The following is a 22,868-nucleotide window of genomic DNA, read 5'->3' as shown; positions in this document are numbered from 1 at the left end:
CCATGATGCGATCCAAGTTGTTCGTGCCGGGAAGCCGGCCGGAGTTCTTCGAGAAGGCCATGCGCTCGGCCGCTGACGCGCTGACCTTCGACCTCGAGGATGGTGTGGCGCCGGCGCAGAAGCCTGCGGCGCGCCGCGCGATCGGCGATTTCCTGCGCGGCGTAGACATTCAGCTTGGGAAGCTGATGATCGTGCGCACGAACGGCGTAACACACCCGGACTTCGCGGAGGATGTCGATGCGGTGGTATCCGCGCGCCTCGACTACATCAGCCTGCCGAAGCTCGAGAACGCGGATGAGGTGCACCGTGCCGTACGCGTGCTCGCGGAGGCGGAAAAGCGCAAAGGCGTGGATCGTGCGATCGGCATCCTCGCGACGGTCGAAAGCCCGAAGGGTCTGAGGCTCGCCTATGAGATCACGAGCGCGGACAAGCGCGTCGCTGCGTTGCAGGTCGGCCTCGCGGATCTCTTCGCGCCGCTGCGCATCGAGCGGCACGCTGCTGCTTTGGGGCCGGTGCGCTTCGCCGTGAAGATGGCGGCGGCCGAGGCGGGCGTGCCGGCATACGACACCGTGTGGACCGACGTGAACGACCGCGCCGGCTACGAGCGCGATGCGCGCGACGCGCTCGCCATGGGTTTTCTCGGCAAGAGCTGTATCCACCCGACCCAGGTCGACATCGCCAATCGCGTGTTCTCGCCCAGCGAGAAGGACATCGCGTGGGCGCAGAAGGTGCTCGCCGCCGGTGAGTTGCCGGAGAATGTCGGCAAGGGCGCCTTCACGGTCGACGGCCAGATGGTCGACGAGCCCTTCTTCCGCGAGGCCCGCGCCACCATCGCCCTTGCGCGGCGGCTGAAGCTCGTTTCATAGAAAGCGCACGCAACGCGTGGGGGCGCATCGACTTGCCGGTCGAACCTTGCGTGTGACTTGCGTTAAATAAACTTCGTTCAGAAGAAAGACGGCTTCGCGTGATTCTGTTTCCGGCGATCGACCTCAAGGACGGCCAGTGCGTCCGCCTCAAGCACGGCGAGATGAGCTCGGCGACCGTCTTCAATGACGATCCCGGCGCGCAGGCGCGGACCTTCGAGCAGCAGGGCTTCAAGTATCTACACATCGTCGATCTGGACGGCGCCTTCGCGGGCAAGCCGGCGAATGCCGCCGCGGTCGAGAGCATCCTCCGGAGCATCAGCATTCCAGCTCAGCTCGGCGGCGGCATCCGCGACATGGCGACGATCGAGGCTTGGCTCGGGAAGGGCATCGCGCGCGTGATCCTCGGCACGGTCGCGGTGCGCAATCCGGCGCTCGTGCGCGAAGCCTGCAAGAAGCACCCGGGCCGTGTCGCTGTCGGCATTGACGCGAAGGGCGGGAAGGTTGCCGTCGAGGGCTGGGCCGAGACGAGCGAGCTGACGGCCATCGAGCTGGCCAAGCGCTTCGAGGACGCGGGCGTCGCCGCGATCATCTACACGGACATCGAGCGCGACGGCGTGCTCAAGGGGCTGAACCTGCCGGGCACGGTGGCGCTCGCGCGCGAGACGTCGATCCCGGTCATCGCATCGGGCGGGCTCGCCTCCATGGCGGACATCGACGCGCTGCTCGCGCCCGAGTGCGCGATCCTCGCCGGCGCCATCTCCGGCCGCGCGCTCTACGACGGGCGCATTGATCCCGCCGCGGCGCTCAAACGACTTGCGGGAAATCCCCTCTCCCCGCGCGCGGGGAGAGGGCCAGGGTGAGGGGCGGCGGCATACGCCGACGTTCGCGATTGTGCCGCCCCTCATCCCGACCTTCTCCCCTTAAGCACGGGGAGAAGGGGAAGAGCGCTGAAAAGACTTGCGGCGGCCCGCTAGAGCCGCCGCTTTACATTGTTATCCGCCGCCTGCCCGAAAGTAAGTCTCCACCGTCGGCGTGGTGCCATGGCGGCGGAGCAATCCCCGCGGCTACCCTGGGGGGCCGCCCATCAGGCGCAGGCGAATGTATTCGAGCTGATCGAAGTTGCCGTACTTGATCTGCAGCACGCCGCTCTCGCCCGAGCCGCGCCGGATCTCGACCTTCAGGCCGAGCATGTCCGCGAGCTCCTTCTCGAAGGCTTTCGTGTCGGCATCCTTGTCGCGCACGCGGCGCGTGGTCTGCACGGCCTCCGTGCCGGCCTGCACGAGCGCCTCGACATCGCGCACATTGAGCTGGCTCTCGATGATGCGCTCGGCCATCGCCTCGGCATCCTCGCGGCCGACGAGCGCGCGGGCATGGCCCGCAGTGAGCTTGCCGTTCTCGACCATCGACTGCACGGACGTCGGCAGCTTGAGCAGGCGCAGCGTGTTCGCAAGATGGCTGCGGCTCTTGCCGATCACCTCGGCAAGACGCTCCTGCGTGTAGGCGTAGCGCTCGATCAGTTCGTGATAGCCGGCGGCTTCTTCGATCGGGTTCAGGTCGGCGCGCTGGACGTTCTCGATGATCGCGAGCTCGAGCACTTCCTGATCGGCAAGATCGCGCACGATGACGGGCACCGTATGCAGCCCCGCGCGCTGCGACGCGCGCCAGCGGCGCTCGCCCGCGACGATCTCATAGCCGTTGCTGCTGCCGGGCTCGGGCCGCACGAGGATCGGCTGCACGAGACCCTTCTCGCGGATCGAATCCGCGAGTTCCGCGAGCTCGTCCTCCTTGAAGGTCTTGCGCGGATTGAGCTTGCCGGCGCGGATCTGCTCGATCGGCACCATGCGCTGCTCGCCTTCGGGCGGAATGCGCGGCTGCGTGACCGGCGCATCGCCGATCAGCGACGCCAATCCCCGACCGAGCCTGCTCTTCTGCAATGGCGCATTCATTCAACTTCCCCCGCTTTCTCGAAAACTCTCATGCCTCGCGCGTACCGAACTAAGCCGCCTTGTATTGGCGCTCGCGCTCGATGATCTCCGTGGCGAGGCGGATGTAGGCTTGGCTGCCCGCGCATTCATAGTCGTAGAGGAGGATCGGCTTGCCGTGCGACGGCGCCTCCGCGACCTTGATGTTTCGCGGGATCATCGTGTCGTAGACCTTGGGTCCGAAGAACTCGCGCACGTTCTCGGCGACCTCGCGCGAGAAGGCCGTGCGCGCATCGTGCATGGTGAGAACCACGCCCTGGATTTCGAGCCCCGGATTGAGGGTCGAACGGATCTGATCGATCGAGTCCTTGAGCTGCGAGATGCCTTCGAGCGCGAAGAACTCGCACTGCACCGGCACCAGCACCGCATTCGCCGCGACGAGCGCATTGAGTGTCAGCAGGTTCAGCGACGGCGGGCAATCGATCAGGATGTAGGTGAAAGGCTGCTCGCCGGCACGCGCGCGCTGATCGGCAATGAGGGCCGTGACGGCATCGCGGAGGCGATAGGGTTTGGCACCATCGTCCATCAGCTCGGATTCGAGGCCGACGAGATCGGCGTTCGCCGAAACGATGGAGAGGCCGGGGACCGCCGTCAGCAGGCGGGCGGCGCTCAGCGAAGCCTGGCCGGTCATCACGTCGTAGGACGTCACGTGCCGGGCCTCGGGCGCGATCCCGACGCCGGTCGAGGCATTGCCCTGCGGATCGAGATCGATGATGAGCACGTTCTCGCCGACAGCGGCGAGCGCCGTGCCGAGATTGATCGCGGTCGTGGTCTTGCCGACCCCGCCCTTCTGGTTGGTGATGGCCAGGATGCGCAGGCCGTGCGTTCCAGAGTATCTGCCAGTCACGGGCCTAGCCCTCCGTTATCGCTCGCGGGTGCCGCACGAGCACGATCCGGGCCTCCTCATCGGTCAGGCTCGGGACCGTCTCGACATCGAACGCCCAGGTGGCGCGCGCTTCCTCGATCTCGGATTCCGCTGCCCGCCCCTTGGGGAAAATCCCAACGGTATCAGCACCAAAGAAGGGCAGGCTCAGGGAGATGAGACGCGCCAGAGGCGCCAACGCACGCGCGCTCACAACATCAACCGCTCCCAGCATACCCTGAGTCGCCGTTTGTTCTATGCGGGCGGTCTGAATCTCCACAGTGATTCCGGTCTGACGGGCGACCTCGGCGAGGAAGGCGCACTTGCGCCGGTCGCTCTCGACGAGCGTAACCTGGGTTCCGGCACCGTGGAGCATGATCGCGACCACAAGGCCGGGGAAGCCGCCGCCGCTGCCGAGATCGAGCCAAGTGCGCGGGCTTGGGGGCGCCAGGGCCACGAGCTGGGCGCTGTCCGCAACGTGGCGGTGCCAGACGTCGGGAAGAGTTGCATTGGCGACGAGATTGATCCGCGGCTGCCACTGAGCCAGCAGCGAGACGTAAATCTTCAGTTGATCGATGGTTTCACGTGAAACATTGAACGCCCGGCAGAAGTCCTCGGGACTTGAAATCGGCTTCGGGAGGGGGCCGGGACGGCTCATCCGACCCGTCGCCCGGAGGGCTTCCGAGCCAATTTGCGAATGTGGGCGAGCAGGAGCAGCAGCGCCGAGGGTGTCATTCCGTCGATCCGTCCGGCATGGGCGAGCGTGGCTGGGCGGTGGCGCTCGAGCTTCTGGACGATCTCGTTCGAGAGACCGCTGATCTCGCCGAAATCCAGCTCAGCAGGGATATGCCGGCTTTCCTCGCGCTGGAGGAGCGCCACGTCCACCTCCTGCCGCGCGACATAGGAGGCATAGCGAGCGTCCACCTCGAGCTGCCCGGCAATTGGTGTGTCGAGACTGCCGAGCTCCGGCCAGATCCCACGGAGGCGCGCCAGATCGATGCCGGGATAGGCGAGCAGCTCGAAGGCCGTGCGGCGGCGGCCGTCCCGGTTGATCTCCAGGCCCTGCGTCGCGGCCTGGTTCGGGCTGAGGCTCAGATTGTCAAGCAGCGCCCGACCGGCCTCCAGCGCGCCACTGCGCGCGGCAAAGGCAGCACGGCGCTCGGGGCCGACGCATCCGAGGTCGATCGCGAGGGGCGTCAGCCGCTGATCGGCATTATCGACGCGCAGACGCAGGCGGAACTCCGCCCGAGATGTGAACATGCGATAGGGCTCCGAGACCCCGCGCGTTACGAGATCGTCGATCATCACCCCTAGATAGGCTTCGGTGCGGGAGATCGTGATCCCGTTGCCGCCGCCAGCCCCACCGCCCGCAAACCGCGCGGCGTTGAGGCCGGCCAGCAGGCCCTGGGCGGCAGCCTCCTCGTAGCCGGTGGTGCCGTTGATCTGGCCGGCGAGAAAGAGCCCGGGCAGACGCTTTACCGCCAGCGTTGGCCAAAGCTCGCGCGGATCCACGTAGTCGTATTCGATGGCGTAGCCCGGTCGCCGGATCTCGACCTTTTCCAGGCCTGGGATCGTGCGCAGGAAGGCGTCCTGGATCTCGGCCGGCAGCGAGGTCGAGACGCCATTCGGATAGACCGTATCGTCGTCCAGGCCCTCGGGCTCGAGGAAGATCTGGTGCGCGGCGCGATCGGCGAAGCGGACCACCTTGTCCTCGATCGAGGGGCAGTAGCGCGGGCCGACGCTCTGGATAGCGCCCGAGTACATGGGGGCGCGAGAGAGGTTCGCGCGGATGATCTCGTGCGTGCGCTCGGTCGTCGTGGTGATGCCGCAGGAGATCTGCGGCCGCGTGATCCGCGTCGTCAGGAAGGAGAAGGGTACGGGATCATCGTCGCCCGGCTGCATGTCGAGGCTTGCCCAGTCGATGGACGGGCCGGCCAACCGGGCGGGCGTGCCGGTCTTCAGGCGGCCCATGCGGAGGTTGAGGGCAGCAAACCGCTCGGCGAGCTTGACCGCAGGCGCGGCGCCGAAGCGGCCGGCCGGGATGCGTGTCTCGCCTATGTGGATGAGGCCGCGCAGGAACGTGCCCGTCGTCACGACGACGGCGCCGGTGCGGAAGATGCGTCCGTCCGCAAGAACCACGCCCGCGACATGGCCGTTCGATACGATGAGGTCGTCCACGCCGCCTTCGACGACCGTCAGGCCCTCCGTCGCGGCGATCGCGGCCTGCATGGCCTGGCGGTAGAGCTTTCTATCGGCCTGGGCCCGCGGGCCTTGCACGGCGGGACCCTTGGAGCGGTTCAGCAGGCGGAACTGGATGCCGGCCTGATCGGCGACGCGGCCCATGAGGCCGTCCATCGCATCGACCTCGCGGACGAGGTGGCCCTTGCCGAGCCCGCCAATGGCCGGGTTGCAGGACATCTCGCCGATGGTCGCGGCGCTGTGCGTGGCGAGGGCTGTTCGCGCGCCCATGCGCGCCGCCGCAGCCGCGGCCTCGACGCCCGCGTGGCCACCGCCAACGACGATCACATCGTAGGTCGCCTCGGTCATGATCCGTGCTGCTCAGGGCGCTTGATTTGCTGTGAGCCCAGAGCCATAGGGCAAACCGCGCCGGCGGTCAAAAGGGTGGCGGCCTTATCCCTGGACTGAACGCGTGGCGAGGCGCTGCTGAAGGCGGATCAGGTAGCCATCGGGGTCCTGAACGACGAACTGGCGCACGCCGATCTCGGCGTCGTCGCGGCGATACCAGCGCTCTTCCAGCGGCAGGAACATGGGGAGGCCGGCTGCGAGGACCTTGGCATGGAGAGCCTCCACATCCTCGACGCGGACCTGGAGGTTCATGCCACGACCATACGGGCGCTCTAGCGGCGCGCGCGGCCAGAGCCGGTCCTGCGCGTGAGGCTGCTCGAGCATGAGCTCCGCGCCGCCCCGATCGAGATAGGCGAAGCGGTCCTCTGGGCGGTCATAGAGAATGCGGAAGCCGAGCAGGCCGACGTAAAAGGCTAGGCTTTTGTCGAGGTCGCTGCAGATCAACTCGGGCACGATCAGCGGGCGCATGGCCTATCTCGCCTTTCGGAAATGCCAGCAGACGCCAGCCGGATCGATGATGTGGACCTCGCGGCCCCAGGGATAGTCGGTCGGCGGCTTGGTGCGTACGCCGGCGTATTTGGCGGGAAGGCCCAGGGCGTCGATCTCCGCCCAATAGGCATCCAGATCGTCGACCTCGACGACGTGCATCTGGTTTTCCTGCCAGACGGGGATGTGGATGTTCTGGAGCATGAAGTACGCGCCGCCAAAGCGCAGCCCGGCAATGTCGCCATTCCGCCAGGCCGTCTCGAACCCGAGGTCGGCGAAGAAGGCGATCGCAACGTCGAAGTCCGGTCCCGAGGGGACGAACGGGATGAGGGCCGTTGCTCGGGTCTTCATAATTGGCCTCTGAGACAGGCCCGGGCGAACGTTTCACGTGAAACAATCGTTACCGGGCGCCCCGAATTCTCACTTTCCGATACAGAAGCGGGCAAAGACCTGATCGAGGACATCCTCCGGGTCGATCCGGCCGACAATGCGGCCGAGGGCATCCGCCGCGATGCGGAGTTGCTCGGCGGCGAGCTCCGGGCCGTGCGTGCTGGACGAGCTGACCGCCTTCAGTGCATCGAGACACGCTTCGATCTGCTGGCGGTGGCGGAGCTGCGTGATCACCGGCGTGTCGTTGGCGCCGTCCGTGGCCTCGTGCACGATCCGTCCGAGCTTTCCGACCAGCTCCGAGATGCCTGTGCCCGTGCGGGCTGAGATCGCGTGATCCGAAGGTGTATCGCGGCGCGCGCTCGCTGCATCGATCTTGTTGAGGACGCGCAGTACCCGTCGCCCGCGGCCTCCGAGATCCGTTGGGACGTCCGGCAGGGGCGCCGTTGCGTCGATGATCCAGAGGACGAGATCCGCCTCTTCCGCGCGATTGAGGGCGCGACGGATGCCTTCCTGCTCGACGGCGCCCGCGGCTTCGCGCAGCCCCGCCGTATCCGCGACGATGGCCATGTAACCATCGAGATCGAGGCGCACCTCCAGCACATCGCGGGTCGTGCCAGGCTCTTCGGACACGATCGCGACGTCCCGGCGCGCGAGCGCATTCATCAGGCTCGATTTGCCGACGTTCGGTGGCCCCGCGAGCACGATGCGAAAACCCTCGCGGACGATCTCGCCGCGTCGCCCGTCCTCCAGGTGATTGCTGATCTCTGCAAAGAGCCGCGCCGCTTCCGCCAGTGCCTGCTTCTCCGCGCTTTCCGAGACATCCGCCTCATCGGAGAAATCGATGGCGGACTCCATCAGCGCACGCGCGCCGATGAGTTCTTGTCGCCATCGCTCGTAGAGCTGAGATAGCGCCCCCGAGGCCTGATGGAGCGCCTGGCGCCGCTGTGCATCCGTGTCGGCGTCGATGAGATCGATGATGCCTTCGGCCACCGTGAGATCGAGCTTGCCGTTTTCGAAGGCGCGGCGCGCGAACTCGCCCGCAGTCGCCGGCCGACATCCAGGAACGGCGGAGAGCGCAGCAAAGGCGCCGGCAAGGACCGCGCGGCCGCCGTGCAGATGAAGCTCGCACATGTCCTCGCCGGTCTCGGTGTTCGGACCGGCGAACCAGAGCACGAGCGCGTGGTCGAATTCCTCACCCGTGTCGGGATGGCGAAGCTTTCGGAAGGCGGCGAAGCGCGGCTTGGGGCGCGGCGCCGCGATACGGTCGAGGGCGATGCCTGCTGCAGGCCCCGAGACGCGGACAACGGCGAGTGCCGTGCGACCCGCGCCGCTCGAGAGCGCAAAGATCGTATCCTGCGTCGCGCTCTCGGATGTGGTCGTCATGCGAGCACCAGATTTGACCAGCCGCGCGGCTAGCGCTTGGCCTCCGCGATCAGCTCGGCGAGGCCGCGACGCTGATTGCCCGAAGCATCGAAGTTCGCGGGATCGAGCCACGTTTCGTAGGCGCGCTTGAGCGCGGGCCACTCCTTGTCGATGATCGAGAACCACGCGGTGTCGCGATTGCGGCCCTTGTAGACCACGGCCTGGCGGAATGTGCCCTCGTAGATGTAGCCGTAGCGCTCGGCAGCCTTGCGCGAGGGATGATTGAGGCTGTCGCATTTCCATTCGTAGCGGCGATAGCCGAGCTCGTCGAAGACGCGCTTCATCATGAGGTACATCGCTTCGGTCGCGATCGCCGTGCGCTTGAGGCGCTCCGAGTAGTTGATGTTGCCGACCTCGATCACGCCCATGTTCACATCGATGCGCATGAAGCTCGCGATGCCGACGGCGCGGCCGCTCGCACGCTCGATGATCGTGTGGCAGAGCGGGTCCGTCAGCTTCGATTGCGCATCGAGATAGGCGCGCAGGGCCTCCTTGCTCGCCGGCAGGTCCACGAAAAGATACGTCCAGCTCCGCCCGCTCGGGTCGGCAGAGAATGCCTCCCAGAGATCGTCGATGTGTGCGGCAGGATCGAGAATGACGACATCGCAGCGCGTGCCCTTCATGGGCGTGCGCGGCGGCTGCGCGCGCGGCGTCCAGCCCGGCACGGCGGTGCCGATCGGTTGACCGTGGGTATTCATGCCCGGCGAGGGGTTCTCGTGGAGGATGGTCTGCATGGGATGCTGCCTGTGCGGGATGATGCGGCTCAGCTGCGGTTCTTGCGCTCGCGGATCTCGGCGAACACCTCCCAGTCCTTCTTGTCCTTCATGCCGAGACGCTCGCGGATGGCCGGCACGTGCGGTCGCAGGAAGGGGTTCGTCTCGAGCTCGATGTCGACACGTGTCGGCTGCGTCAGCGCATTGCGCGCACGCATGGCCGTCACTTGCGCGGCGCGCTCGACGAGCTTCTGATTGTCGGGCTCGATCGAGAGCGCGAACTTCGCATTGGCGACCGTGTACTCGTGGCCGCAATAGAGCTCGGTGTCCTTGGGCAGGCGCGCGATCTTCTGCAGCGAGTTCCACATCATCTGCGGATCGCCTTCGATGATGCGGCCGCAGCCCATGACGAAAAGCGTGTCGCCGACGAAGGCCATCTTCTGGTCGGGCATCACGAGGCTGATGTGGCCTGCGGTGTGCCCTGGGGTGTCGATGACATCGATCTGATGGCCGGCGAGCTTGAACGTATCGCCCTCGTCAACGAGCTGGTCGAGACCCTGGATCTTGGAGGCTTCGGCCTTCGGGCCGATGACCTTGCAGCCCGTCTCGGATTTCAGCGGCGCGATGCCCTCGGTGTGATCGCCATGATGGTGCGTGACGAGGATGTGCGTCAGGCGCCAGCCCTTGTTGGCGAGCTCGCGGCGGATGGCAGCCGCATCAGGTGCGTCGATGCTCGCGGTCGTTCCGGTTTCGGGGTCGTGCAGCAGCACGGCGAAGTTGTCGCTGCGGCAGATGAACTGGTGTACGTCGAGGCGGCTCATGTCGACCTCCCGTTGGAATTCTGCGGGGACATAGTCTGCGCAGCAGCGCTGGCTGCGCACATGGATTTGCAGTATCGCAGTCTGCCCCCATTGCCAATGGCGCGTCGCCGGCGCAGCGGGGCAACGCGCGCAGGGGTGCCATCGAATGGCTGAAGATGCACGAACGAGGATCGTCGTCTGCGCCGATGACTATGCCCTGACGCCGGGCGTCAGCCGCGGGATCCGTGAGCTCATCGGCGCGGGCCGCATCTCGGCGACGAGCGTCATGACCGTGTGTCCGTACTGGCCTGAAGAAGGACCGGCCCTCGCAGCCGTGGCGGGAGACGCGGATATTGGTTTGCATCTCACGCTGACCGATCAGGCGCCGCTCGGCGCGATGCCGGAGTTCGCGCCGTCCGGTCGCCTGCCGCCGATCGGGAAAGTCGTGCGGGCGGGTCTGCTCGGCCGCTTGCCGACTGCAGAGATCGAGGCCGAGATCGAGCGGCAGCTCGAGGCCTTCGTCGCCATTTGGAAGCGCCCGCCCGCCCATGTCGATGGTCATCACCACGTGCATCAGTTGCCGGGTGTGCGCGGCGCGTTGCTGAGCGTGCTGTCCCGGCGGGGCGGGCCGCGGCCCTACTTGCGCTCATGTCATGAGCCGCTGAGCCGCGCGTTGGCGCGCGGTGTAGCCTGGAAGAAGGCGCTCGTGATCTCGGCGCTCGGGGCAGGCTTTGCGCGAACGGCCGCTGCCGAGGGGTTCGCCATGAACAACGGCTTCAGCGGCGCCTACGATCTCGGAGGTGGCGGGCAGCCTCTCGCGGATTTGTTCGCCCGCTTCGTTGCGCACCTCGGGCCGCGGCCGCTCATGATGTGCCACCCTGGGTACTCTGATACAACTTTGACGGGCCTCGATTCCATGACCACGCAGCGCGACGCGGAGCTGGCGTTTCTGGCCAGCGACGAGTGGTCGAAGGTGCTTGCTGCTGCCGGCTGCGTGGTCGCGCCGTTCAAAGCGATTTAGGTGCCCGGCCGGCTTTCAGTTGGCACGCGCCGTGCTTATGGTCGGAGGAGAGCAAATTCCGCCAATTCCTTGCGGCGCCTAGTTCAAAAGCATCACGGTTGTTTACCATTTTTTACTTGACGTGATGATAAAGTGTCGCACATTATCCACAATGTTCTGTGAAGGTGCAGGCCTCTGCAGGACATCGAGGGTCGGCCCTGGATCGCGTTGTGGTCCGGTGGTGGTCAAGCGAGGTCGGCGACATGAGTATCGAACGACTGCATCGCGCTGCATTGGCTGCCGGGTTCGCTATGGCGGCCCCGGATGACGACCCAGGTGTGGATCGCGATCCCATCGCACGGCGCGCAGATGTGCCGGCCTCGGGCAATCTTCCTGCCGTGATCTCCCAGACTGACCGCCTCGACATCCGCCGCATCGAGTTGCTGGCTCCCGTGCTGGCTTTCGGTGCACGGCTGCGCGGACGGCTGCCCACTCTGGGCGGTGGCGCTACGGCCTGAGCGCGAAGCGCTCCAATCAAATCCAAACTGCCTGTTTTAATTTTGGGCCGATGCGGAAGCGCGTTTGGCCCAATCTCCGCGCATTCGAAACGCGGCTCCAAATGCAACAAAGCCGCACTGAGCGCCCGGAGGCAAACAATGCGGCTTCGATGCTGTCCGAATACCGGGATGGTCCGTTAAACGGAAACCCCGGAATAGGGTCAGTTAGCGGACCTGCTGCGTAACAGGCGCAACATCGCCCGCGCCGAGCTTGTAGGACTCGTGGGCCACTTCCTTGCGGCACGCGCCAAGAGCAACGGCCGCGATAACCGTGGCAAGAACGATAGCACTCTTCATAGTCAGTCTCCCCTAGAAAACCCCGTGATGGGATCAACTCTCAACGCAGACCCTGCTCCGTCACCGGCGCATTGGCGCCACGCTCATTGGCGCATACGACACTAGGGTGCGCGCATGTCCCAATGGCCACGACCGCAATTGGAATCCCCCCCAGGCGTCACGAATGACGGCACTGTTACGGCCCAATCTTTGGACGCGGCAGTCGCCCTATTCTGGGTACTTATGAGCGGTGTTCAGATCAAGATACGGCGAAGCATCTGTGGATGTTTTGTGCCGTCAGAGATGCGAAAATGACACTGGAAAGGGGTTCAGCGAGCATGAGTTGGCGAAATGCAGGCTATTTGAACGGCGAAAACGATCCGAATACGGTTTTGGAGGGCTCTCAGCGGAGCAGCGGCGACCATGCCGGGTCGGAAGCGAAGGACGGTGTGCGAATCACTCGCTCGTTCCGACCGGTGAGATCGATGGAGTAGATCCGCGCGCCTCCGTTGGCTCCTTGCTGCTCCCGGAAGAACATCAGGAAGCGGCCGTTGGGGGCCCAGGTCGGCCCTTCGTTGTGATAGCCGTCGGTGAGCACGCGCTCGCCTGAGCCGTCCGTGCGCATGACGCCGATCAGGAAGCGCCCCGAGAGCTGCTTCGTGAACGCGATGTAGTCGCCGCGCGGCGACCAGACCGGGGTCGAGTAACGTCCTTCGCCAAGGCTGATGCGACGCGGCGCACTCCCGTCCGATCCCATGACGTACAGCGCCTGGTGGCCCTCGCGGTCGGACTCGAACACGACTTGGCGACCATCGGGCGCGTAGCAAGGTCCCGTATCGATCGCGCGCCCTTGCGTGAGCCGCCGGATCTGACGGTTGCGCAGGTCCATCTCGAGGATGGAGCTGTCGCCCTCCTGCTGGAGGCTCATGATGATGCGCTGCCCATCGGGCGAGAAGCGCGGCGCGAAGGTCATGCCGGGGAAATCGCCGACGACGCTGCGCTGGCCGGTCTCGATGTTGAGCATCACGACGCGCGGCTGCGAGCCCGCGCCGTAGGACATGTACGTGATTTCCTGCGTCGAAGGGCTGAAGCGCGGCGTCAGCACGAGCTCGCCGCCCTGGCTCAACATGCGGACGTTGAAGCCGTCCTGGTCCATGATGGCGAGCCGCTTGACGCGCTTCTGCTTCGGTCCCGTCTCGTCGATGAAGACGATGCGCGAGTCGAAGTAGCCCTTCTCGAGCGTCAGCTTCTCCCAGACCTGATCCGCAATGATGTGGCCGACGCGGCGCCAGTTCGCCGCCGCGGTCGTAAACTGCTGGCCGGTCACCTGCTTGCCGAGCACGACATCCCAGAGCCGGAACTCGGCCCTGACGCGCCCGTCCGGCATCTGAGAAACGCGCCCGACGACCAGCGCCTCGGCGCCGATGCTGCGCCAGTCGGCGAAACGCGGCGCGGCGTTCAGGTCGTTGATCCGCTCGATGAAGCCCTGCGGATCGAGGGGCTGGAAGAGGCCGGAGCTTTCGAGGTCCGCCGTGACGACGCCTGACACATCGGCGGCAAATCGCGGATCCTCGCCGAGGAAGGGCGGAATGGCGATCGGTCGCGGGCGCAGGTTGGCCTGGTCGATGTCCACCTGCAGCGGTCCGCGCGACGGCGGCTGCTGCGCGAACGCCGGCAGCATAGGTGCCAGCGCCGGCGCGAGTGCCGCAGCGCTACCCAACTGAAGGGCCGTCCGCCGCGTCAGCGTGCGCTTCATCGTCGTGCCAGACATTATTTCGCCCGTCCCCGGAAGATCCCTTGGAGGCTGTGCGACGCCAAGGTGTCGAAAGTTTGAAGCCCGCGGTCGGACGTTTGGTCTCGGCGGCGCCGGCTCAACCGAGCGTGACGCCGCACTTTGCGGCCCACCCGAGCCCTTCGACCGTGCCCCTGCGCGGCTTGTACTCGCAGCCGACATAACCCGAGAAGCCCGTCGCGTCGATCTCCCGGAAAAGGAAAGCGTAGTTCATTTCCCCATCATCCGGCTCGCCGCGGTCCGGCGGGCTCGCGATCTGGTAGTGGCGGGCGAGGTGGCCGAACTCGCGGATGGCCATCGCCGTGTCGCCTTCCTGGATCTGGCGGTGATAGAGGTCAAACTGAAGGCCGAGGTTCGGCTCGCCCACTTCGTAGATGACCGCGCGCGCTTCACCCGTCGTGTTCAGGAAGAAGCCCGGAATGTCGCGCGTGTTGATCGGCTCGATGATCACGTCGACATCGTCCTTCGCCGCGAGCCGCGCAGCGCGCTTCAGGTTGGCGACGTATGTGCGCCGCTCGGCGCCGTGATGGCGCAGTCCCGGCATGGCATGAATGCGCCGGCATCCCGTTGCCTCGGCATAGCGCAGCGCCATCGCCACGGCCTGCTCGAACTCGGCCTCGCGGCCGGGAATGGCGGCAAGACCGCGCTCGCCCTTGGTCCAGTCGCCCGGCGGCAGATTGAAGAGCGCCTGAGTGAGGCCGTTGGCTTTCAGCCGCGCGGCGATCTCCTCGGGCTGGTTCTCGTAGGGAAAGAGGAACTCGACGGCGCGGAAGCCCGCCTTGGCCGCAGCCTCGAAGCGGTCGAGAAACGGCACTTCCAGGAACATGAACGAGAGATTGGCGGCGAAGCGCGGCATGGTCCGATTCCTCCCGAGCGCGTCATTTCGTTGCCGGCGAGCATTGCAGAGGCGCGGACGGTTGTCAGCAATCCCGGCGCCCGCTCAGCGCTTCGCCCCCTCGCCGAGCGTCATGATGAAGGCGGCAAGCGCATACATCTCGTCCTGGCTCAGATGATGGTTCGGCATCATCGGCGGGATGCTCCGCAGCCAGGCGACGATGCCCTCGGACGTCTGGTTGCGTCGCCGCGCCACGGCGGCAAAGCCGGGGATCTCATTGGCTGCCCGCTTCTCGCCCTGTCCCGCCACCATATGGCAGCGCGCGCAGAGGCGCTCCGCAAGGGCGCGCCCCTTCGCGATGTCATCGTTGGCCGAGGCCGACCCGGCGCCAAACCACAGGGCAACCATTGTCGCACCGAGCAACCCCACCCCTCGCCCCGCGTTCATCCATCAATCCTTAATGTTGCCCCCGGTCTCATGGCGCCGAGAATGGCCGCCTGGGCTCACCGTGCGCAAGGGCTACCGGCGCCGCACAACGCCCGACTTGCGCCGAGACGTCTCCAGGGATATGCCGAAGCACTGTTCGGCCACGGACTAGCGGAGCAGAGCCCATTGACGCAACGACCAGACGAACGCGAGGTCCGCGAGATGCTGGCGGTGCTTCGCGCGGAGCATCGCGACCTCGACGAGCAGATCGTGCGCCTCGAGGCGGAGCATTCGAACGACCAGGTCACGATCAAACGGCTCAAGAAGCAGAAGCTCCTGCTGAAGGACCGGATTACCGCCCTCGAGGACCAGATCACCCCTGACATCATCGCCTGACCCCTCGGGGCGGGCCGATCGTCCACAACCATGCCGAGCGGGGGCGCTTGCGGCGGCGGGGGTGGATCAATAGTTTCTCTTTTTTGCCAACGAGAGCGAAAGAGGCGGGAAATGGCCGGGGCGGCGGCAGACGTGGCGATCATCATGGGCAGCCGATCGGACTGGCCGACCATGAAACGCGCCGCCGAGGTTCTGGACGAGCTGGGCGTCAGCTACGAGGCCAAGGTCATTTCGGCCCACCGCACGCCCAAGCGCCTCTATGACTTCGCGCACAAGGCGCGCGAGGCCGGCTTCAAGGTCATCATCGCGGGCGCGGGCGGCGCCGCGCACCTCCCCGGCATGACGGCCTCGATGACGCCGCTCCCCGTTCTCGGCGTGCCCATCAAGACGAGCGCGCTCTCCGGTCAGGACAGCCTGCTCTCGATCGTGCAGATGCCGGCGGGCATTCCGGTGGGCACGCTCGCGATCGGCGAGCCCGGTGCCGCGAACGCCGGCATCCTCGCCGCCCAGATCCTCGCCATCTCCGATGCCGCGCTTGCCGCGCGTCTCGACGCCTGGCGCGCCCGCCAGACGGCGAGCATTCCCGAGGCGCCGGAAGGACCATGACGGCAGCAGCGCCGCTCGCCCCGCACAGCGTGATCGGCATTCTTGGCGGCGGCCAGCTCGCCAAGATGCTCGTGCAGGCCGCAGCCGAGCTCGGCTTCCGCTCGGCCGTCTACTCCGATGACTGGGGGCCGGCGCTGGACATCGCGGCGAGCCATCTCATCGGGCCCTACGACAATCTCGCGCGTCTCGACGAGTTCGCGCGCGCCGTCGATGTCGTGACCTACGAGTTCGAGAACGTGCCGGTGATCGCGGCCGAGCATCTCGCGCGTCGCGTACCTGTGCGGCCGGGGCCGCAGGCGCTCCGTGTCGCGCAGGATCGCAGCACCGAGAAGGCCTTCATCTCCGATCTCGGCATTCCTGTCGCGCCGTTCGCCGCGATCCGCGACGCGGGCGATCTCGCCGCAGCGTCGAAGACGATGGCGGACTGGAAGGTGCCGGGCATCCTGAAAACGTCGCGGCTCGGCTACGACGGCAAAGGTCAGGCGGGCGTAGCTGGTCCCGACGACCTCGCAGCCGCCTTCGCCTCCCTCGGCAGCGTGCCGGCGGTGCTGGAGCGCCGGATCGATTTCGCTTTCGAGATATCGGTGCTTGCCGTGCGCGCGCTCGACGGCAGCCTCGCCTGCTACGATGCCCCCCGCAACACGCACGAGGGCGGCATCCTGCGCCGTTCGCTCGTGCCGTCAGGTGTGCCCGCGGTTATCGAGGCTCAGGCGTGCAACGTCGCGGGACATATCGCGACGGCGCTCGACTATGTCGGCGTGCTCGGCGTCGAGATGTTCTATCTCGGGGAGCAGTCCGCGACGCCGCTGCTCGTCAACGAGATCGCGCCGCGCGTGCACAACTCCGGCCACTGGACCATGGATGCCTGCGCGGTGTCGCAGTTCGAGAACCACATCCGCGCCATCACCGGTTGGCCGCTCGGCTCGACGGCGCGGCACAGCGACGCCGAGATGCGCAATCTGATCGGTCATGACGCCGATGACTGGCCCGCGCTCGCGGCCGATCGTGACCTCTGTTTGCATCTCTACGGCAAGCGCGAGGCGCGGCCGGGCCGCAAGATGGGGCACGTAACGCGGCTCGCACCGCGCTCGGCTTGAGCGCGTCACACCTGCGTGCCACGCAATCCTCACTCGATGGTCATGCTATAGTCGCATGAGGCGCGAAGGTTGGCCGTCCGGACAAATGGTCCGGCGCTCATGTGTCGGCCATCTCCGGCATCCGAGGACGCGGCGTCGTGCGCCGCTCTAACGACAGGGAAGGAATCCACATGATGAACAGAACCGCGCTTTTGATCGCGGCTGTCGTGCTGGCCCTGGCTCTGGCCTGGTACGCGGTGCCGCTCCCCGAGGAGCAAACGCCGATAACGCCGCCCGCCGCGACGGCGCCGACAGTCCAGCCGGTTGCGCCGCCTGGTGCGCAGCCGGCTCCGCCCGCGGCCACGGAAGCTGCGCCGCCGACGGAGACCCCGAAGCAGTAGGGGTCGAGATTGCAGCGGCTGCTCGAAGCGCCGGTCAGAATGCTTCGAGCAGCCGGCCGAATCCAGCCTTCTGATCGCGAATGCCGTTTGCACGGAGCGCGTGCCAGTAGGTGGCGGTATTGATCGCGATCACCGGCTTGCCGAGCCAGAGCTCCGCAGCGGCCGCCAAGCGGACCATCGAGAGGTTCGTGCCGACCTGGATGATCGCATCGACGTCGTCGCCGTCGAGCGCGCGGATAGCCTCGCGGCACTCGGCTGTGCTCACCTCCGCGATGCCCGTCCACGATTTGCACTGAAGCGCGGTGTCGCGGACGACGGTCAGGCCGACATCCTCGAAGTAGCGCTTCACCTCGGCATTCATGACCGGCCAATAGGGCGTCAGCACCGCGATCCGCCTGATGCCGCCGATGGCTTCGATTGCGGCCGAGGTCGCTTGGCTACCTGTCGTGACCTTGAGGCCGGTCTCCTCGACGATCCTCTTCGAGAACGCCTCTGCGCCCTTCGCACCGCCGAAGAACGATAGGGCCGAAATCCCCATGACGAGATAATCGGGCTCGCACGTCATCACGCTGCGGATGGCGTCCATGACATTGCTGCCGATGGTGTCGATGCCGGCACGGAAGGAGTCGTTGCTCAGCGCCTTCACGTTCGGCGTGAAAATGCGACTGTAGTGGTTCGTGACGCCCAGGGGGCGCATGTCGTCGAAGTCGGGCTGGACGATCGTGTTGGTCGAGGGGGCCATGACCCCGAGCTTGCAACGCCATCCGAGAGCATCAGGCATGGTTCGCATCCAATCTTGCGCGGTGGATGCCGGTATCTTGCCGCGCGGCCGACGGACCGTCCACCTCGGCCGGAGCGGGCGGCGTGTACGCTCTTCCGCTAGGCTGAAATCTGTGCTGCCTATGCGGCAAGAAAATCTGCGAGGGAGGCACTGCCGTGGCGGTCGTCATAGTCGGCGCGGGGATCGGCGGCCTGACGCTGGCGCTCAGCCTGCATCAGGTCGGAATCGCGGCGCGCCTCTACGAGAGCGTCGACAAGCTCGAGCCGCTCGGTGTCGGCATCAACCTGCTTCCGCACGCCGTCCGCGAGCTCACCGAGCTCGGGCTCGCCGATGAGATCGCCGAAACGGCCATCCCGACCTCGACGCTCTCTTATGTCTCGAAGCGCGGGCAATCCATCTGGTCGGAGCCGCGCGGGCAGGCTGCCGGCTACAACTGGCCGCAGTTCTCGATCCACCGTGGCGAGCTGCAGATGATCCTCTATCGTGCGGTGCTCGATCGCCTCGGGCCCGATGCCGTGCGAACGGGACATCACTTCTCCTCCTTCGAGCAGACCGCCACGGGCATCAGGGCCGAGTTCATCGACCGGCGCAGCGGCGCGCCGCGCGAGGCGGCGGAAGGCGCGGTGCTGGTCGGCTGCGACGGCATTCACTCGACGCTTCGAGCGCAGCTCGTGCCGAACGAAGGCCCGCCGAAGTGGAATGGCGCGATCCTCTGGCGCGGCGTGACGGAAAGCACGCCCTATCTCGATGGCCGCACCATGATCATGGCCGGGCACGAGCGGCAGAAGTTCGTGTGCTATCCCATTTCGCGCCGTGCGCTGGACGAGGGGCGTGCGCTCGTCAATTGGATCGCGGAGCTGCGCTACGACCCCGATCACGAATGGCGGCGCGAGGACTGGAACCGCGCCGGCCGCCTCGATGAGTTCCTGCCGCACTTCGAGAACTGGCAGTTCGGGTGGCTCGATGTGCCGGGTCTTATTCGCGGGGCGCGCGCGTGCTTCGAGTACCCGATGGTCGACCGCGACCCGCTGCCGAGCTGGGGCAGCGGTCGCGTCACGCTGCTCGGCGATGCCGCACACCCCATGTATCCGATCGGCTCGAATGGTGCGTCGCAGGCCATTCTCGATGTGCGCGTGCTCACGCGCGAAATTCGGGTGCATGGGCTTGGCCCGGCGGCGCTTGCCGCCTATGCGGCCGAGCGCAATCCGGCCACGGCGCGCATTGTGCTCGCCAATCGCGCCAATGGCCCCGAGCAGGTCATGCAGCTCGTCGAGGAGCGCGCGCCCCAAGGCTACGCTCGCATCGAGGACGTGCTGTCGCTCACGGAGCTGGAGAATGCGGCGGCGGGCTACAAGCGGCTCGCCGGCTTCGATCGCGAGACACTCAACAGCCGCCCGCCGATCGTGGCCGCAGGCTGAAATCGGCCACGACATCCGCTCATCCAACTACCTGTTCCGTGCGTTACAGCGGCCAGTCCCTCTTTGCGAGTACGCCTTGTCAGCCAGGCTTGCTGGCGCGGCACAGAACACTCGCACGAGAGAGGATATTGTGATGTCGAAGAATGTGATCAGGCGCGCGCTGCTCGCCGCCATGGCCGTCGCGATCGGTGGCGTAACCCTGCTCGCCTCGGATGAGGCCGAAGCGCGCGGTCGGCGCTTCGAGCAGTGGACCTACGAGAGCGATCGCCCCCTCCGGGGTTACGAAGGCTTTCTGCAGCCCGGCACCTACTGCTCATATCGGCGCTTTCCGGTCCGCGTGTGCAGCTACGACGCGCGAGGTCGCGAAGTCTGCAAGATCAAGGGCTGGAGAATGGAGCAGAGTTGCTCCTGAGGTGCGGGATCGGCGATCGAAAAGGCATGCGCGCCGCACGGATGTGAAACCGTGTAGCGCGCGCTGCCTCGCCTCCGCCTCCCTACAAATCGAACGGCAGATGCGAATGAGGATCGACAGGGCTTCTCATCTCGTGTGACCCGTGCAGATACTGCTCGACCTTGGCTATTGCCGCTTCGTGCGTGCCGACTCCTGCGAGAGAGACGTCGGCTGCGTCGACAGATACCGCGAAAGTTCTACGCCAAAGCCATCGGCGCAAGCTGCTGAGGGTAAGAGACGCCGAGATGAAGTCATGATCGGCGGTGAGCCGCCCCATCTCGTGAAGAAGGCTGGACTGGAGCGCCCGAGCGGGGGCTCCGCCTGCATCGGCGTCGATGCTCATGTGCTCGTCTATGATCATCATCTGAGGCCGCCCTTATTTTGGAGTGAACTGTATGCCTCTTCGTCGCCGTGCTCTAGCGGCGGGCGGATCCAAGAACCGAGAGGTGCGTGGACCCACCCGCCGCTCGCTCTTCCCTAGGGAAGCGCATCCCGAAACTCATCGGCGCTCGGCCGATTCGGCATGGTCTGATTGATCTGGTCCCAGATCTCGTCTGCGAGGGTCTTGGCAGAGCTGGGTGCCGAAAGGGCGACCAGAACGGCGATAGCGATCATCATCTGCTTCAGCATCGTCATGGCTTCCTCCTGTCCGTTGAGCGATGCGATAAGCCCAATGCCACCGCTCGCTCGCCGTACATATGAAGCCGGACCATCAAGCCCTCGTCAGTACGACGTCAAAATAGACATCAGCGGCGCGTGAATTATTCCGCGGAACAGCACTAAAAATTCGGAGGGGGCGACACGCAGAAGGCTGCCATTCAGTGCATTGTTTTCGGGATTGCCCTTGGAATTGCATTGCGATTGGAGCGGCTTGCTTATTAGGGTCGGTGCGGTCGATCGCCGTGATCGCGAATATATCGAGCACGATACCGTGAAGCACGCGGCGACATATGACGCGCTAGCCGCTTGTCATTGTTGAGGGCTTCGGCCCCAAGCGCCGGTGATGTGCGGCTGTCGATCGCCTCGAAAAGAGCGGCCGTCTTAAAAGTTTGAATTAGGCAATCGGTAGTTCTCCTGATTTCTGTCTCGTCGACACTGCAGTGTGCGCGCGCTCGCTCGAAACATGGCCACTCTTAATATTATGCCGCCACCCTTGAGCGGAGAATGCCGCGAAAATTAAGGGCATCTCCGTATTGACCCGCATCAAAACGAAAAGTGGAATTCAGCTCTTATCTGTCGACATGTAAATGGTCCCAAGGAGTGGTCACATGCGTAAAGCACTTGGCAAAGTCGTTCTCGCAGCCGGTATCGCCTTTGCAGCGGCTACGAGTATGGCGAGCGCACAGCAGTCAGGCTTCGATGCGAGGCAGTTCTTCGATCAACTCCAGAAGACGGGCGCCTCGCTGCCGGCGGCGTTCGACGCGCAGAAGTTCTTCGACGATCTGCAGAAGCAGGGCGCGAGCTCGCGTACGTTCAGTCCGCAGCAGTTCTTCGATGAGCTGCAGAAGACGGGCGCGAGATTGCCGGCGGCGTTCGATGCGGAGAAGTTCTTCAACGACCTGCAGAAGACGGGCGCGAAGGTGCCCCCCATGGTCAAGATGAATTGATCAACCGCACTGGATAGTGTCGCAGCAGGGTCCGATCGGGAGAACCGGATAGGACCCTGCTCGCTGTTGGCCTCGGGCAGCGTGCGTCGAGCATGCGAACCACGGGGCCGTGAATGCGCTGCTGGAAAGGGATTGGCTGGATGCAGTGCTTTGCGAAGGCCGGACGGGCCGTGGTTGCATTCCTGATTGCTGCCTCGGGAGCGCTGCCGGCTCTCGCCCAAGACGGCGAACGCGCGATCGGTGAGCAGATCGCCACTCGCGACTGCGCGGGCTGTCATGGTCTCGGGAGCGCCAAGGGCGTGACGGTCGAAGGCGCGCTCGTGCCGAGCTTCAGCGAGATCGCGAACCGCCCGCATCAGACGCGAGAAAGGGTGCAGGCGTTGCTGGCACTGCCGCATCGTCCGATGGAGAGCCCCGCATTGGGGGATCGCGAGCTTCGCCAACTCGCGGAGTACATCATCTCACTGCGGAATTGATCCCGGTGTGATGGCCGAGCTCGAATGACACGAGCAGCGCGCATCCCGCGTCGGCAGGCAGCCTGAAGTTCGCCGCCTGCCCCGCGAGCACGATCAGCCGGTGGGGTCAGTAGTAGTCGCAGGTCCAGCCACCGTAGTAGTCGCTGTACCAGCAGCCAGGCCAGCCGGGATCGGCGTACCAGATCCACACGCCGCCAATGAAGCGGCCGTTCCTGCGCCCATGGTCACCGCCACCGGGACCCGGACGGTGGCTGACAAAGGAGTGGCTACCTCTGGGGCCATTGAAGCCACGGCCGCCCATATGGCCGCCGCCGAAGCTCGGGCCGCCCATATGACCACCGCCGAAGCTCGGGCCACCCATATGGCCTCCGCCACCACCAAATCCACCACCAAATCCACCGCCACCACCATGGCCTCCGCCGCCGCCACCACCGCCGCCGCCGCGCACATACGTCAGATACGCGTCGGCGCCGGGGGACAACTGCTGAACGGGGGAGAAGGCATAAGCAGCAGATGCGCCGGCACACATGAGAGATGCGGCACACAGTATCGACAAGCGACGCAGCATTTGAACTCTCCTTTCTGCGGAGACAGGTCGCGGTCGATGCGTGTGATCGTGCAGGAGGCTCTGATGAGCACTGCAGGCCAACGGACTTTGCGCGA

29 protein-coding genes are annotated in these 22,868 nt (G+C 65.7%); 12 read left to right on the top strand and 17 right to left on the bottom strand.

The annotated features are described in order from the left end of the window. Window positions 1-2: 2 nt before the first annotated feature. Together CS1BSM3_RS12805 and hisA are read left to right on the top strand one after the other, a co-directional pair. A complete protein-coding gene (locus CS1BSM3_RS12805) occupies window positions 3-866 on the top strand; it encodes an HpcH/HpaI aldolase/citrate lyase family protein (protein ID WP_210188772.1) in 864 nt (287 codons plus the stop codon). Window positions 867-964: 98 nt separating this feature from the next. Continuing rightward, window positions 965-1,726, top strand: coding sequence for a 1-(5-phosphoribosyl)-5-[(5-phosphoribosylamino)methylideneamino]imidazole-4-carboxamide isomerase (gene hisA, locus CS1BSM3_RS12800; RefSeq protein ID WP_072387458.1), 762 nt, complete (start codon window positions 965-967; stop codon window positions 1,724-1,726). Between the two features lie 204 nt (window positions 1,727-1,930). Here hisA and CS1BSM3_RS12795 read toward each other — a convergent pair whose 3' ends face one another. The 9 genes from CS1BSM3_RS12795 to gloB form a co-directional block, all read right to left on the bottom strand. After that, window positions 1,931-2,812 (bottom strand): ParB/RepB/Spo0J family partition protein, encoded by an 882-nt coding sequence (locus CS1BSM3_RS12795; RefSeq protein ID WP_072387457.1) that lies wholly within the window; start codon window positions 2,810-2,812, stop codon window positions 1,931-1,933. Between the two features lie 49 nt (window positions 2,813-2,861). Beyond that, the gene (locus CS1BSM3_RS12790; protein WP_072387456.1) at window positions 2,862-3,695 is read right to left on the bottom strand and encodes a ParA family protein; all 834 of its coding nucleotides are present in this window, start codon (window positions 3,693-3,695) and stop codon (window positions 2,862-2,864) included. 4 nt (window positions 3,696-3,699) lie between these two features. Continuing rightward, window positions 3,700-4,368, bottom strand: a complete 669-nt coding sequence (gene rsmG, locus CS1BSM3_RS12785) for a 16S rRNA (guanine(527)-N(7))-methyltransferase RsmG (protein ID WP_083528549.1) — start codon at window positions 4,366-4,368, stop codon at window positions 3,700-3,702. Then, window positions 4,365-6,257 (bottom strand): tRNA uridine-5-carboxymethylaminomethyl(34) synthesis enzyme MnmG, encoded by a 1,893-nt coding sequence (mnmG, locus tag CS1BSM3_RS12780; protein ID WP_072387455.1) that lies wholly within the window; start codon window positions 6,255-6,257, stop codon window positions 4,365-4,367. Before mnmG ends, rsmG begins: the two co-directional genes overlap by 4 nt. A gap of 84 nt (window positions 6,258-6,341) precedes the next feature. Continuing rightward, window positions 6,342-6,764, bottom strand: coding sequence for a bleomycin resistance protein (locus tag CS1BSM3_RS12775; RefSeq protein ID WP_072387454.1), 423 nt, complete (start codon window positions 6,762-6,764; stop codon window positions 6,342-6,344). A 3-nt stretch (window positions 6,765-6,767) separates the two neighbouring features. Next, window positions 6,768-7,133 (bottom strand): VOC family protein, encoded by a 366-nt coding sequence (locus CS1BSM3_RS12770; RefSeq protein WP_072387453.1) that lies wholly within the window; start codon window positions 7,131-7,133, stop codon window positions 6,768-6,770. Between the two features lie 69 nt (window positions 7,134-7,202). Continuing rightward, a complete protein-coding gene (gene mnmE, locus CS1BSM3_RS12765; RefSeq protein ID WP_072387452.1) occupies window positions 7,203-8,555 on the bottom strand; it encodes a tRNA uridine-5-carboxymethylaminomethyl(34) synthesis GTPase MnmE in 1,353 nt (450 codons plus the stop codon). Window positions 8,556-8,584: 29 nt separating this feature from the next. Continuing rightward, window positions 8,585-9,328, bottom strand: coding sequence for a GNAT family N-acetyltransferase (locus tag CS1BSM3_RS12760; RefSeq protein ID WP_072387451.1), 744 nt, complete (start codon window positions 9,326-9,328; stop codon window positions 8,585-8,587). A gap of 29 nt (window positions 9,329-9,357) precedes the next feature. Next, the gene (gene gloB / locus CS1BSM3_RS12755; protein ID WP_072387450.1) at window positions 9,358-10,128 is read right to left on the bottom strand and encodes a hydroxyacylglutathione hydrolase; all 771 of its coding nucleotides are present in this window, start codon (window positions 10,126-10,128) and stop codon (window positions 9,358-9,360) included. A 145-nt stretch (window positions 10,129-10,273) separates the two neighbouring features. Between gloB and CS1BSM3_RS12750 the strand changes: the two genes are divergently transcribed. Then, window positions 10,274-11,128 (top strand): ChbG/HpnK family deacetylase, encoded by an 855-nt coding sequence (locus tag CS1BSM3_RS12750; RefSeq protein WP_072387449.1) that lies wholly within the window; start codon window positions 10,274-10,276, stop codon window positions 11,126-11,128. 242 nt (window positions 11,129-11,370) lie between these two features. Then, window positions 11,371-11,625: a hypothetical protein gene (locus CS1BSM3_RS12745; RefSeq protein ID WP_143149195.1), complete on the top strand. Its 255-nt coding sequence runs from the start codon at window positions 11,371-11,373 to the stop codon at window positions 11,623-11,625. A 204-nt stretch (window positions 11,626-11,829) separates the two neighbouring features. Here CS1BSM3_RS12745 and CS1BSM3_RS28795 read toward each other — a convergent pair whose 3' ends face one another. The 4 genes from CS1BSM3_RS28795 to CS1BSM3_RS12730 all read right to left on the bottom strand — a co-directional run bounded on the left by CS1BSM3_RS28795 (window position 11,830) and on the right by CS1BSM3_RS12730 (window position 15,014). Next, entirely contained in the window at window positions 11,830-11,961 is a 132-nt protein-coding gene (locus tag CS1BSM3_RS28795) for a hypothetical protein (RefSeq protein WP_280174740.1), read from the bottom strand. A gap of 382 nt (window positions 11,962-12,343) precedes the next feature. After that, window positions 12,344-13,711: a Tol-Pal system beta propeller repeat protein TolB gene (gene tolB, locus CS1BSM3_RS12740; protein WP_143149194.1), complete on the bottom strand. Its 1,368-nt coding sequence runs from the start codon at window positions 13,709-13,711 to the stop codon at window positions 12,344-12,346. Window positions 13,712-13,811: 100 nt separating this feature from the next. Then, a complete protein-coding gene (otnI, locus tag CS1BSM3_RS12735; RefSeq protein WP_072387447.1) occupies window positions 13,812-14,588 on the bottom strand; it encodes a 2-oxo-tetronate isomerase in 777 nt (258 codons plus the stop codon). 84 nt (window positions 14,589-14,672) lie between these two features. Continuing rightward, window positions 14,673-15,014: a c-type cytochrome gene (locus CS1BSM3_RS12730; RefSeq protein WP_072387446.1), complete on the bottom strand. Its 342-nt coding sequence runs from the start codon at window positions 15,012-15,014 to the stop codon at window positions 14,673-14,675. Between the two features lie 201 nt (window positions 15,015-15,215). Here CS1BSM3_RS12730 and CS1BSM3_RS27995 point away from each other — a divergent pair, with 201 nt between their 5' ends. From CS1BSM3_RS27995 to CS1BSM3_RS12710, 4 genes are all read left to right on the top strand, one after another. Beyond that, on the top strand, window positions 15,216-15,389 hold the full coding sequence (locus CS1BSM3_RS27995; protein WP_072387445.1) for a YdcH family protein: 174 nt from the start codon (window positions 15,216-15,218) through the stop codon (window positions 15,387-15,389). A gap of 111 nt (window positions 15,390-15,500) precedes the next feature. Then, window positions 15,501-15,995 (top strand): 5-(carboxyamino)imidazole ribonucleotide mutase, encoded by a 495-nt coding sequence (gene purE / locus CS1BSM3_RS12720; protein ID WP_072387444.1) that lies wholly within the window; start codon window positions 15,501-15,503, stop codon window positions 15,993-15,995. Continuing rightward, the gene (locus CS1BSM3_RS12715) at window positions 15,992-17,092 is read left to right on the top strand and encodes a 5-(carboxyamino)imidazole ribonucleotide synthase (RefSeq protein ID WP_072387443.1); all 1,101 of its coding nucleotides are present in this window, start codon (window positions 15,992-15,994) and stop codon (window positions 17,090-17,092) included. Before purE ends, CS1BSM3_RS12715 begins: the two co-directional genes overlap by 4 nt. 170 nt (window positions 17,093-17,262) lie before the next feature. Continuing rightward, window positions 17,263-17,472: a hypothetical protein gene (locus tag CS1BSM3_RS12710; RefSeq protein WP_072387442.1), complete on the top strand. Its 210-nt coding sequence runs from the start codon at window positions 17,263-17,265 to the stop codon at window positions 17,470-17,472. A gap of 34 nt (window positions 17,473-17,506) precedes the next feature. Here the strand turns inward: CS1BSM3_RS12710 and CS1BSM3_RS12705 are convergent, their stop codons facing one another. Then, window positions 17,507-18,253 carry a maleate cis-trans isomerase family protein gene (locus CS1BSM3_RS12705; RefSeq protein ID WP_072387441.1) on the bottom strand — a complete coding sequence of 249 codons (747 nt, stop codon included), beginning with the start codon at window positions 18,251-18,253 and terminating at the stop codon, window positions 17,507-17,509. Window positions 18,254-18,408: 155 nt separating this feature from the next. Here CS1BSM3_RS12705 and CS1BSM3_RS12700 point away from each other — a divergent pair, with 155 nt between their 5' ends. Both CS1BSM3_RS12700 and CS1BSM3_RS12695 read left to right on the top strand, forming a co-directional pair. After that, complete coding sequence (locus tag CS1BSM3_RS12700; protein ID WP_072387440.1) at window positions 18,409-19,671, top strand: flavin-dependent oxidoreductase; 1,263 nt, start codon at window positions 18,409-18,411, stop codon at window positions 19,669-19,671. A 133-nt stretch (window positions 19,672-19,804) separates the two neighbouring features. Further along, window positions 19,805-20,083 (top strand): hypothetical protein, encoded by a 279-nt coding sequence (locus CS1BSM3_RS12695; RefSeq protein WP_072387439.1) that lies wholly within the window; start codon window positions 19,805-19,807, stop codon window positions 20,081-20,083. An 82-nt stretch (window positions 20,084-20,165) separates the two neighbouring features. Here CS1BSM3_RS12695 and CS1BSM3_RS12690 read toward each other — a convergent pair whose 3' ends face one another. Together CS1BSM3_RS12690 and CS1BSM3_RS28270 are read right to left on the bottom strand one after the other, a co-directional pair. After that, entirely contained in the window at window positions 20,166-20,465 is a 300-nt protein-coding gene (locus CS1BSM3_RS12690; protein WP_143149193.1) for a hypothetical protein, read from the bottom strand. 134 nt (window positions 20,466-20,599) lie between these two features. Further along, window positions 20,600-20,758: a hypothetical protein gene (locus tag CS1BSM3_RS28270; RefSeq protein WP_174263681.1), complete on the bottom strand. Its 159-nt coding sequence runs from the start codon at window positions 20,756-20,758 to the stop codon at window positions 20,600-20,602. A 632-nt stretch (window positions 20,759-21,390) separates the two neighbouring features. On the opposite strand from CS1BSM3_RS28270, the gene CS1BSM3_RS12685 reads away from it, so the two are divergent. Both CS1BSM3_RS12685 and CS1BSM3_RS12680 read left to right on the top strand, forming a co-directional pair. Beyond that, window positions 21,391-21,729, top strand: a complete 339-nt coding sequence (locus CS1BSM3_RS12685) for a hypothetical protein (RefSeq protein WP_072387437.1) — start codon at window positions 21,391-21,393, stop codon at window positions 21,727-21,729. 140 nt (window positions 21,730-21,869) lie between these two features. Beyond that, window positions 21,870-22,205 (top strand): c-type cytochrome, encoded by a 336-nt coding sequence (locus CS1BSM3_RS12680; RefSeq protein ID WP_072387436.1) that lies wholly within the window; start codon window positions 21,870-21,872, stop codon window positions 22,203-22,205. A gap of 106 nt (window positions 22,206-22,311) precedes the next feature. Here CS1BSM3_RS12680 and CS1BSM3_RS28265 read toward each other — a convergent pair whose 3' ends face one another. Then, entirely contained in the window at window positions 22,312-22,773 is a 462-nt protein-coding gene (locus CS1BSM3_RS28265; protein WP_174263660.1) for a hypothetical protein, read from the bottom strand. Window positions 22,774-22,868: the final 95 nt, after the last annotated feature.

Origin of the sequence: Hyphomicrobium sp. CS1BSMeth3 (assembly GCF_900117415.1) — a bacterium.
Lineage (GTDB): Bacteria > Pseudomonadota > Alphaproteobacteria > Rhizobiales > Hyphomicrobiaceae.
Note: the sequence above shows the minus strand (reverse complement) of the source record. Positions and strands in the feature narration are given on the sequence as shown.